Here is a 10,683-nt window from a genome sequence, read left to right as displayed (position 1 = left end):
ATGACCGGTACATACCGTGACTCGGTAATGAACGTTTCCGCAAAACGTTGATGATCGAATCCACCCATTGCGAGTGTTGATAATCCACGCGCTTCTGCCGCAAGCATCAATTGCATCGCAGCAAGACTCGCATTCGACATTGCCGCGTCGCGCCCATAGGCTTCACTTTGATAAGCGCCTTCTACTTGTGCCTTGATCGAATCGAACAATTCTTCTGTCATACCACCCGCTTCTACTGCCGGACCATAAACCGGATTATAGTTTCGATTGGCTTGAACATCCCCTAGAATCGCAATGATTGCTGAAGCCGAAGCGATGGCCGGCTGATTGTATGCAATTGGTGCAAGCTGTTGCTTCGCTTCTTCTGAATGGAAGACCGTGAAATGCCAGTGTTGTAGATTCCAAGCACTCGGCGCCGCTGTCGTCCATTCTAATAGTTCTTCCACTTCCTGTTTTGAAAGTTTGAACGTTTCGTCGTAATGACGAACCGAACGTCTTTCTGTTAAGACACGCATTGTATCAAGTGTTACCTGTGTCATGTGTAAATCCCCCTTATTATTATCAGATTACTTAGATATCGTAGCATGTCCCTTTTTTATTGTCCTCTATCAATACTTCAAACGAATTTACTGTTATAAAACAATAGTTGACATTAAACCTCTGTACTAATACAATAAAAACAAGAAAAAGACCATTGCGTTTATTTTGAAGGAGGAAAAACACATGGAACAACCCCTTTACCAAGAAGCATCTGCTGCATTCTATCGTGAGCTTCCCGTCAAGACGTGTGCCCATTGCGGAAAAGAGATGGATGAACAATGTGAATCCTATCAAACGGAATGCGATGAGTGTGCTGTAACAGAACACTAATAACACATGAAACAATCACTTATTCAGTGGTTGTTTTTTTATTTCTTACAAACTTCTTCTAAATAAATCGATATTTTTTAGAAAAATCGATTTTCCGTCATCTTTTTGTCATCTGTTTGTTACAAAAGAAACAGTCAGAATGTTACATTATCTGTATATGATATTTTTTACAAAAGGAGCGACAGACAACGATGGATCCATTTACCTCAAGCCACGCTAGCGAACTCGGTCCACGACCGCGTACAAAAAAAAGAAAGTTTTTCCCTCGGTTCTTCTTACTTCTCACACTTGTCTTTCTCGGAGTTGGGGGATATGTCGCTTATCGATACGTATTTACTCCTGAACAACAATCCATTACGACAAGTAAATCCATTACTGAAGTCCCTGTCGTCAATATGGAAAAAGCACGCGTCGAAAAATGGAATGGTGTGACGAAAAAAGTCGCTTATTTAACATTCGAGGATGGTCCATCCGCATTAACACCGGACTTACTTCGAACATTGGATCAACTTCAGACTCGTGCCACTTTCTTTTATCTCGGAACACAAATAGATGCTTTTCCGCAAGAAGTCAAAGCTGCTGCTAAAGCTGGACACTATATCGGATTACACGGGGAAACACACGATTACGATACATTGTACGAAAAAGGAAAGTATGTCTCAGAGATGCAAAGTGTTCAGAAGAAAATCCATGAGTTGACGAAGCTAACACCACATTTGACACGACCACCTTATGGCTCTGATCCAGGCATCACGAAAAAAATGGCATCTGCCATTCATTCAGCAGACTTCCGAGTATGGGACTGGTCGATCGATTCAATGGACTGGTATTACAAAGATAGTGCAAAAGAAGTGGCTAATACGGTCATTCGGCGAGCAGAGCGTCCATTTGAAATCATTCTCTTGCATGAACAACCACAAGCTATCAAGGCCCTTCCGGCCATTGTTGCCGGACTTCAAAAAAAGGGCTATCAGTTCGCGATTTATGATGAAGATTTCCATATTCCGTACAACTTCGTGCAATACTCGAATTTATAAGGAGTTACTATCTAGATGAAAAAATCATTCGTAGCAGTACTGTTCCTGTCGAGCTTCGGACTCGCTGCCTGCTCCAACGATTCACCAGCCTCTCTTCATGAACAGCTAGAGCAACAAGTCAAAGGTGAAGAAAAGGCATTCATGCTAGCTGATCAACGTGCTCGTAAGGACGAAATTTCAGTTAATACGTACCAAGCCGTTCTTGATGCAGGTGCTGAAGAAATCAAACGCTCTCAAAATGAACGGGAGGAACTAGAAGCCTTAAATGATGAACGGCTTGCTTTATTGAAACAAGAAGAAACGTTACGTAAGGAAACGTACGCTGAACTTGATCTTGAAGAATTGAAGGATGCTGTAAACAAACTTGATGGTAAAGCAAAAACGGAAGGAACTGCCTTAGTGGCAATCATCAAGGAACGCCAGCAGACGTTTCAAACGTTCTCGAAAACGTATCGACAAGCGATGGACGCTGAAAAGAAAGTGCTTTCACGCTTGACTAAAAAACCGGATTTCGTTAAGATTGATGAGTCAACAGCGGATTTAAATCGTTTAACACGGAAAGCTACCGCGTCATTAAAGAAGTGGAACACGCTGACCGTTCAGTACAACCAAACGAAAACCCGGCTGTATCGTTTGCTCGACACATCAACTCAATAAATCACACAGGTTGCAACCAAACCCTGTCCAAAAAACCTGGACAAGGCCCCGTTGCAACCTTTTTTGTGTGGTTTTTACTAAAAATGGAGGGAAATTATTCATGCATCGCTCAAAAGCAACCTTATTCGTTCTCATTGGCGCTATCAGTTATGGTGTCCTCTCAACGATCGTCAAACTCGCTTATGCAGCTGGATTCAACTCAGCAGCCGTTTCTGGGAGTCAATTTTTCTTCGGTTGGCTGATGATTTTCAGTCTTGCCTTATTTACGAAAAATCTTCGTCTCGATCTTAAGACAGCTGGTCTTCTCATGTTGATCGGTATCTCTAGTGGTACAACTGGTTATCTGTACTATCAAAGTCTTCAGACCGTATCGGCATCCGTTGCAATCATTCTCTTATTCCAATTCACTTGGATTGGTGTCATCATCGATGCGCTCGCATTCAGACGTTTACCATCTCGCGCGCATTTCCTGTCTGCGATTCTGTTGATTGGCGGAGCCATTCTTGCGAGTGCCGCTTACTCGAGTCCACTTGACTTCCGTGGAACATTATTCGGTCTTGGAGCGGCTGTAAGCTTCTCAATTTTCTTACTCGCTAGTGGACGCATCGCCAATCATTTACCCGTCATCAAGAAGAGTTTTTACATGATGACAGGTGGTCTTGCTTTCGTCATGACGATGTATCCACCGACGACGTTCTTATCCTCTGCGAACTTCGAAAATGGACTTCTGTTATACGCGATTCCGCTTGGTCTGTTCGCGTTAATTTTACCACCGCTCTTATTTGCTGCGGGCGCGCCTCACCTCTCCCCAGCAAGCGTTTCTTTGCTTGGAGCAGCTGAACTACCGACAGCGGTCATCTGTTCCGTGTTAATTTTAGGTGAACATCTGATGAGCTCTCAATGGATTGGGATCGTCATCATCTTGATTGGAATCTTTTATCCGATCTATCGCTCGAGCAAAACAGCACCTGTTGCGAACGTACAGCAAAACGACCTTTCCTGAGCTCAGGAAAGGTCGTTTTCTTTACTTCTGTCGTTTCATCGCATCTGCAACGAATTCGACATCTGTGCCAATGATGATTTGAACACTAGTCGCCCCCATCTTCATGACACCTTTTGCTCCAGCCGCTTTAATCGCCGCTTCATCAATGATGCTTGGATCCTTGACTTGAAGACGTAAACGTGTCGCACAGTTGTCAATCGACGTGACATTTTCTGTTCCTTTCAATCCAGCAAAAATTTGAGCTGCTTGTTGTTCATATTTATCGTCTGAGTCCGTCAAAACGACTCCCGTGTCTGTAACGAGCGATTCATCTTCACGACCTGGTGTCTTCAGATCGAATTTTGTGATCATGAAGTAGAACAGGAAGTAGTAGACGACCGCGAACGCGAGACCAACCGGGATGATCAACAATGGTTTTTTCGCAATCCCGAAGTTCAAGGCGTAATCAATGAAACCAGCCGAGAAGGAGAAGCCATGTAAAATACCGAGTAAGTTAACGATGGCCATCGATAGACCCGTTAGTACAGCATGGATGACGTATAAAACAGGTGACAAGAACATGAACGAGAACTCGATTGGTTCCGTAATTCCTGTCAAGAAGGATGTCAGTCCAAGACCAATCATCGCTCCAGCAACGGCTTTTCGATTTTCCTTACGCGCAGCCATGACGATGGCAAAGGCTGCAGCTGGCAAGGCAAACATCATGATCGGGAAGAAGCCAGCTTGATAAATCCCCGCTGTTGGATCTCCAGCGAAGAAACGCGCAATATCCCCGTTCGCTACCGTACCATCTGCTTTTTCGTATGAACCGAAAACAAACCAAAAAATATTATTTAAAACATGGTGCAAGCCGACAGGAATCAGGAGACGGTTAAAGAATCCAAACAAAGCAGCGCCTCCTGCGCCAAGACCGACCATCCATTCACCGGCACCGTTGATACCTTGCTCGATGAACGGCCAAACATAACCAAAGATGAAAGCAAGTACGAGCATGACAGCTGAGGTAATGATTGGAACAAAACGACGGCCTCCGAAGAATGCCAACCAATCCGGTAACTTAATATTGTAGAAGCGATTGTATAGAAGACCGGCAACGATACCCGCAATGATCCCACCGAATACTGCCATATTGACGGTTGAACCGAGCGTCGCCTGGTTCGCAATCGAACCAAGCGTCGCGCCATCGACCTTGGTCGAGGAATCATTGACGATCGCCGCAATCGCATCATATTTTGCTTGAATCTGTGCACTGGAATAATCCTTGTTCATCGAGTCGACGCCATTTTTTAAGACAAGATACCCGATGGCTCCGGCAAGACCCGCTGCCCCACTCGCATCAATCGATAGACCGATTGCGACACCAATGGCAAATATCAATGGAAGGTTATCAAAAATTGCCCCTCCTGCTGCTACCATCAATGGAATATCTAGCATATCCGCCGAACCTAATCGAAGTACGATTCCGGCAGCTGGTAATACTGCGATTGGTAACATCAAAGCCTTACCAATTCGTTGTAGAAACTGCAACATCCCTTTCACCCTTTCCTGAATAAAACGATAATGACAGAACAATGTAAACGCTTTTACGTTTTTAATTATTCCATATAAATATCTAAATGACTAGACCTTTATACAAATTATTCACTATCTTTTTTATTAGTATAAAAATTCATTATAGCAAACACTAAAAACCGGACTAGAGTAATCCTCCAGTCCGGTTTTTCTATTTAATTCCCACGGTCTTAACGACGAGTTGTATCTTCAAAATTTTGTTGAACGTTTCCTACGGTTTTCTTGGCGTCACCTTTTAATTGATCTTTTTTACCTTCGCGCTCTGTCGATTTATCTCCTGTTGCTTTACCGAGTGCTTCTTTTGCTTTACCCGCTACTTTATCAACAAGACCATCTGCTTTTTTATTGAGACCACTGTCATTTGACATAACCATTACCCCCATTTAAAAATTTTTTTTGCGATAGTTGTATGTTCCCTTATGACTGAATTTCAAACATTTCCTGTATCCATACCGACACTCATCCAAACAAAAATAACAGTGAACATCTTGTTCACTGTTATTCGATTTGAATGTATTCATTTACTGGGCGACGGAAACGCCTAACACTTGTTCAATCCGTTCGAACGCCCAATCCAACTCTTCTTTTGTGATGACAAGCGGTGGTGCAAAGCGAATGACTGTCTCGTGTGTTTCTTTACAGAGTAAGCCTTTCTCTTTCAACGCTTCGCAATATGGTCGAGCTGCTTCTGTTAGTTCAACACCAATGAACAATCCACGACCACGTACTTCTTTGATCATCGGGTTGTTAATTTGTTTTAATTTTTCCATGAAGTACGTACCGAGTTCGAGTGAACGTTCCGGTAACTTTTCGTCTTCTAATACTTCAAGTGAAGCAATCGAGACGGCACAAGCGAGTGGATTGCCACCGAACGTCGAGCCGTGCGAACCTGGATTGAAGACAGAAAGGACATCTTTATTCGCGGCAACACACGAGATTGGGAATACACCACCACCCAGTGCTTTCCCAAGAATATACATGTCTGGTGTTACCTCATCCCAATCAGAAGCAAACCATTTACCGGAACGACCAAGTCCAGATTGAATCTCGTCCGATACGAGCAAAACATTCTGCGCACGACAAACTTCTTGTGCATCTTTTAGGAAGCCATCATACGGAATTAAAATTCCTGCTTCGCCTTGAATCGGCTCCAAGATGAATGCCGCTGTATTTTCAGTGATTGCCTGTTTTAGTGCCTCCAGATCGCCGTATGGAATCGTCTTGATTCCAGGAAGAAGCGGTCCAAATCCTCGTTGATATTCTGCCTCTGTCGACATGGAGACGGCTGTCATCGTTCGACCGTGAAAGTTTCCTTCACAAACGATGATTTCAGCATCACCTGGGATTTGTTTCACTTCATATGCCCAGCGTCGTGCTGCTTTCACTGCTGTCTCAACAGCTTCCGCACCTGTATTCATCGGTAATACCATGTCTTTACCCGTCAATTGTGCTACTTTTTCATAGAAAAAGCCCAGTTGATCATTGTGGAAGGCACGTGACGTCAAAGTGATCTTATCCGCCTGTCGTTTTAGAGCTTCGATGATTTTCGGATGACGATGTCCTTGGTTGACGGCTGAGTAAGCACTCAACATATCCATATAACGACGTCCTTCCGGATCCGTGACGAAGACACCTTCTGCTTCTGAAATGACGATCGGGAGTGGATGGTAGTTATGTGCTCCGAACTGTTCTGTCTGTTGAATGATTTTCTCTGTTTGATTCATCGAGATTCCCCCTTATAGCTCTTTAGAAAACGCTTTCAAAATCATTATAGCAGATTTTCTTGTATAATCTTCATCTAAAAAATGTATAACCTAGAGGATTGGGATGCGTAAGAATTGAATATATTGGGAAAAGACAAGACAAGTGAACCGTCATCTCTTTTCATCATAAAGGAGCGTGCGCACGTAATGGATCGTTCGACCATTGATTCCTATGAAGTCGTCATTCAAGAGTTTCCACTACCGTCTTTCATCTTAAATATCGATTTGACCATTCGTTCCTGGAACGAGTTAGCAGAACAGCATTGGGGCTGGACACAACAGGAAATCGTTGGCCAAATCGTTCCTTTACTTGACCAGGAAGATATGGCATTCAGCCATCAAATTTGGCATTCCTTTTTAAAACGCCGTCAATCGGTCCAATTGCCGAATGCCTCCTTATTCCATAAGTCTGGTACTCCCATGACCTCAACGTTGCTACTGTCTCCTCTACTTGATGAAGTAGGCAACGTCGTTGCTGCTTTCGTTTGTGGTATTCCGTCTGCTCAACAACCGATTACAACAAAACCATTATTTCAAGGTTTGATGGATTTACGTCAGGCGTTCGATCAAATCGCCAGTGTCGCTGTATTTGACGCGCGTGGTGCAATTACGTATATAAACGACCAACTCATGGATGTAACAGGTTACTGTCCTGAAATGCTTATTGGTCAGCCATGGTCCGTAATTCTCGATCAAACTAGTGCGACTGTCTCAGAAATCCGAACACAACTCCGTGAACGCAAAGCGTGGTCTGGTCGTCTTAGTCTCACTTCACATACGGGTGAACGAAAACATCTCCAAGCAACATTGATTCCGATTTATGATGCAAACGGCGTTCGTTTTCAGCATCTGTTCATCGGTAACGACATTACGGAAACAACTGTGCTTGAAGAAGAACTTGATTTTTTAGTGCATCACCATGAGATGACGCATTTATTAAATAAACGTGGATTTTTACGCGAAGGGGAAGCATTGTTCCAGTCTGCTGCATCACATGAACCCATTGCACTCATTTTGTTCGATATCGATCGTTTCAAAGTCATAAACGATTCGTTTGGAACACATGTCGGGGATCAACTCCTTCAAGCAATGGCAACACGGCTTTTGGAACATACGACGGGTGTCCTTGCTTTTCATCCGACGAGTGATTTATTCGGTGTCCTATTACCTGCACCCTCGAGTAATCTACTCTTTCAATATGCTCGAAAATTACAACAAGCGTTACAACGTCCTTATTACATTAACGGTCATTCACTCATCGTTTCTTGCACATTCGGTATCACTGTCTATCCGTCTGAAGCGAAAACACTTGAAGATTTATACCGCCGCTCTGAAACTGCTCTCTATGCGGGAAAATCAATTGGTACGGGAACGATTCAGTACTTAACACACGAGATGGACACACAATTCACACGTAAAATCCAACTCGAACGTTCTCTCTTCACGGCACTCGAAGATCAGTCGCTCTACCTTGCTTATCAACCGATCATCGAGCTTCAATCACAAGCCGTCAAAGGATTCGAAGCGTTATTACGCTGGAATCATACGGCGCTCGGAAATATTCCGCCGGATGAGTTCATTCCACTCGCCGAAGAAGCTTCTCTAATCACACCAATCAACAACTGGGTCATCATCGAAGCATGCGAACAGCTCGCGAAGTGGCAACAAACGATTGGCCCTGAATTGACGATGGCGATCAACATTTCACCGCACCAATTCCAAAGTGACTCCTTTATTCGAACGTTGCAACATATCGTAACGGAGCGACTCGTTTCGCCATCTTCCGTCACGCTCGAGTTGACAGAGAATATTGCTATCTTACAGACACAACGAACCGTCGAACGCATGCACCTCATTAAGTCACTCGGTTTCCGCTTATCGATTGATGATTTTGGAACAGGCTACTCTTCTTTACAGTATCTTAGTGCGTTTCCAATTGATGAATTAAAAATCGATAAAGTGTTTATTGATGGACTAGCAAAGAACGATCATGCTTTGCTGGATTCTATCATTCAACTGGGTCGCAATCTAGAGTTGAACCTCGTCGCTGAGGGTGTCGAGACAGAACATGCTTTGGCTTACTTGAAAACGACAGATTGCCAGTACATGCAAGGGTTCATTTTCTCTGAACCACTGTCCGTACAGGATGTCGAAAAACGATTCTCAACCCCTTAATAAAAAAAGAAGTCACGGTGGAAAAGCATCCACCACGACTTCTTTTTTCATATCGTTTTTTACAATTACAATTGAATTTCTCCTACGACCATTCCGTAAACAGCCACTCCGGCTAAGATAACAAGAATCATGCTAGCAATCCACTCATAACGTGACATGCCTGTCCGTTGCTGTTCTCGTTCTGCTAACGCATATGCTAAAATGCCTGGCGCATAAACTAACGCCGCAATGACGATGTACCAAACGCCCGACGCATAGACGAGCCAAATAGAGTACGCGGATGCGATGACCGAGAAGAGTAACATTTTTCGATTCCGCTCTTCCCGTGAAGTCCGGATGCTGTACAAGGCTGATAACAGATATGGTAAGAGCGCACAAATCCCGGCAATACTTGATAGAACGAGATACGTCTGTGCAGAGAATAGCGCAATCCCAGCAACGATTTGTGTGGCGATCTGTGTAATTAATAGCGCTCCGACTGGTGCCCCTTTTCGATTCGTCTTAGCGAATGCTTTCGGGAATGCACCATCTTTCGCAACCAAATATGAAATCTCTGATGCTAAAATCGTCCATCCAAGAAGCGCTCCGGATAGAGAGATGATTAAACCAATCATGATGATCGTCGCGCCGACTGGTCCGATTGCTGCCTCTAATACATACGCCATCGTCGGTTCCTTTAGTCCAGCCAGTTTTTCTTGACTAAGGACGCCAAGTGATAAGACAGAAATTAAGATATAGATGACTAAAACACCAACGAGTCCTGTTACCGTCGCTTTTCCGACATCACTTCGATTTTTAGCACGACTCGATAAAACGACGGCCCCTTCAATTCCAACGAACGCCCAAAGCGTGACGAGCATCGTTCCCTTTACTTGATCGAAGATTGAACCGAGTTCTGTCCCATCTCCCCAGATGTCTAAATTGAACGTTTTGATATTAAAGGCGATCCCAACCAATAGAATGAAAATTAAGATTGGAACGAGCTTTGCAATCGTTGTAATCAGATTAACGAGGGTCGCTTCCTTGATCCCGCTTGAGACAAGCCAGAATAATCCCCAAATGACTACCATACTCATCAAGAGAAGGAATATCCGATTCTCTGCCGCGAAAATCGGGAAGAAATAACTAATCGCATTGAAGACGAGTGTGATGTTCGCAACCGTTCCAATCCATGCAGATACCCAGTATCCCCAAGCACTGTTGAAACCGACGAAACGTCCGAACCCTTCACGTGCATAGGCATAAATACCACCTTCAAGTTCGGGTTTACTGTTTGCAAGGTGCTGAAAGACGAGCGCGAGCATGATCATTCCAATTCCTGTGATACTCCAGCCGATGAGAATAGGTCCTGCACTTGCACTTTGGGCCATTGCACCGGGAAGGTTAAAGGCACCTCCACCGACCATCGAACCGATGACCATTGCTGCGAGAGCAAAGAAGCCGATTTTTTGCTGATTCATGATGAGACACTTCCTTTTTCCGTATATCTATTACATCTTACGTATATTCATTCGAAAGACACAAAAGTCATTATAACAAATCACCTTTTAAAGTAAAGAAAGGATTTGAGACGAATGAACTGGATTCATGTATTTCAGCTCGAGGA

Annotated in this window: 10 protein-coding genes; 5 read left to right on the top strand and 5 right to left on the bottom strand. The window is 43.9% G+C overall.

The window, feature by feature from the left end; translation table 11 throughout:
* Positions 1–539, bottom strand: a 539-nt coding sequence (locus B2751_RS11125) for a nitroreductase family protein (protein ID WP_290774804.1), incomplete at its 3' end; no start/stop codon positions are given.
* A gap of 184 nt (positions 540–723) precedes the next feature.
* Here B2751_RS11125 and yhfH point away from each other — a divergent pair.
* The 4 genes from yhfH (at position 724) to B2751_RS11105 (ending at position 3,567) form a co-directional block, all read left to right on the top strand.
* Positions 724–870 carry a protein YhfH gene (gene yhfH / locus B2751_RS11120; protein ID WP_064505459.1) on the top strand — a complete coding sequence of 49 codons (147 nt, stop codon included), beginning with the start codon at positions 724–726 and terminating at the stop codon, positions 868–870.
* Between the two features lie 191 nt (positions 871–1,061).
* Entirely contained in the window at positions 1,062–1,907 is an 846-nt protein-coding gene (locus B2751_RS11115; RefSeq protein WP_290774803.1) for a polysaccharide deacetylase family protein, read from the top strand.
* Between the two features lie 15 nt (positions 1,908–1,922).
* On the top strand, positions 1,923–2,564 hold the full coding sequence (locus B2751_RS11110) for a YkyA family protein (RefSeq protein WP_290774802.1): 642 nt from the start codon (positions 1,923–1,925) through the stop codon (positions 2,562–2,564).
* Positions 2,565–2,664: 100 nt separating this feature from the next.
* Positions 2,665–3,567: an EamA family transporter gene (locus tag B2751_RS11105; protein ID WP_035412417.1), complete on the top strand. Its 903-nt coding sequence runs from the start codon at positions 2,665–2,667 to the stop codon at positions 3,565–3,567.
* Positions 3,568–3,588: 21 nt separating this feature from the next.
* On the opposite strand, the gene nagE is transcribed toward B2751_RS11105, so the two are convergent.
* From nagE to B2751_RS11090, 3 genes are all read right to left on the bottom strand, one after another.
* A complete protein-coding gene (gene nagE, locus B2751_RS11100) occupies positions 3,589–5,097 on the bottom strand; it encodes an N-acetylglucosamine-specific PTS transporter subunit IIBC (protein ID WP_035412415.1) in 1,509 nt (502 codons plus the stop codon).
* A 212-nt stretch (positions 5,098–5,309) separates the two neighbouring features.
* Complete coding sequence (locus tag B2751_RS11095) at positions 5,310–5,507, bottom strand: CsbD family protein (protein ID WP_035412412.1); 198 nt, start codon at positions 5,505–5,507, stop codon at positions 5,310–5,312.
* A 153-nt stretch (positions 5,508–5,660) separates the two neighbouring features.
* Positions 5,661–6,863, bottom strand: a complete 1,203-nt coding sequence (locus B2751_RS11090) for an ornithine--oxo-acid transaminase (protein ID WP_023467138.1) — start codon at positions 6,861–6,863, stop codon at positions 5,661–5,663.
* 186 nt (positions 6,864–7,049) lie between these two features.
* Between B2751_RS11090 and B2751_RS11085 the strand changes: the two genes are divergently transcribed.
* On the top strand, positions 7,050–9,077 hold the full coding sequence (locus B2751_RS11085) for an EAL domain-containing protein (protein ID WP_290774801.1): 2,028 nt from the start codon (positions 7,050–7,052) through the stop codon (positions 9,075–9,077).
* 65 nt (positions 9,078–9,142) lie between these two features.
* Here the strand turns inward: B2751_RS11085 and B2751_RS11080 are convergent, their stop codons facing one another.
* Positions 9,143–10,540: a basic amino acid/polyamine antiporter gene (locus B2751_RS11080; RefSeq protein ID WP_290774806.1), complete on the bottom strand. Its 1,398-nt coding sequence runs from the start codon at positions 10,538–10,540 to the stop codon at positions 9,143–9,145.
* Positions 10,541–10,683 lie beyond the last annotated feature (143 nt).

It is taken from the genome of Exiguobacterium sp. UBA6282, from assembly GCF_002440475.1.
GTDB lineage: Bacteria > Bacillota > Bacilli > Exiguobacteriales > Exiguobacteriaceae > Exiguobacterium_A.
Note: the sequence above shows the minus strand (reverse complement) of the source record. Positions and strands in the feature narration are given on the sequence as shown.

What these genes read in the sequence shown, in the direction of transcription:
- yhfH (WP_064505459.1), top strand. Translation starts at nt 724, where the DNA reads ATGGAACAACCCCTTTACCAAGAAGCATCTGCTGCATTCTATCGTGAG.
- B2751_RS11115 (WP_290774803.1), top strand. Translation starts at nt 1,062, where the DNA reads ATGGATCCATTTACCTCAAGCCACGCTAGCGAACTCGGTCCACGACCG.
- B2751_RS11110 (WP_290774802.1), top strand. Translation starts at nt 1,923, where the DNA reads ATGAAAAAATCATTCGTAGCAGTACTGTTCCTGTCGAGCTTCGGACTC.
- B2751_RS11105 (WP_035412417.1), top strand. Translation starts at nt 2,665, where the DNA reads ATGCATCGCTCAAAAGCAACCTTATTCGTTCTCATTGGCGCTATCAGT.
- nagE (WP_035412415.1), bottom strand. Translation starts at nt 5,097, where the DNA reads ATGTTGCAGTTTCTACAACGAATTGGTAAGGCTTTGATGTTACCAATC.
- B2751_RS11095 (WP_035412412.1), bottom strand. Translation starts at nt 5,507, where the DNA reads ATGTCAAATGACAGTGGTCTCAATAAAAAAGCAGATGGTCTTGTTGAT.
- B2751_RS11090 (WP_023467138.1), bottom strand. Translation starts at nt 6,863, where the DNA reads ATGAATCAAACAGAGAAAATCATTCAACAGACAGAACAGTTCGGAGCA.
- B2751_RS11085 (WP_290774801.1), top strand. Translation starts at nt 7,050, where the DNA reads ATGGATCGTTCGACCATTGATTCCTATGAAGTCGTCATTCAAGAGTTT.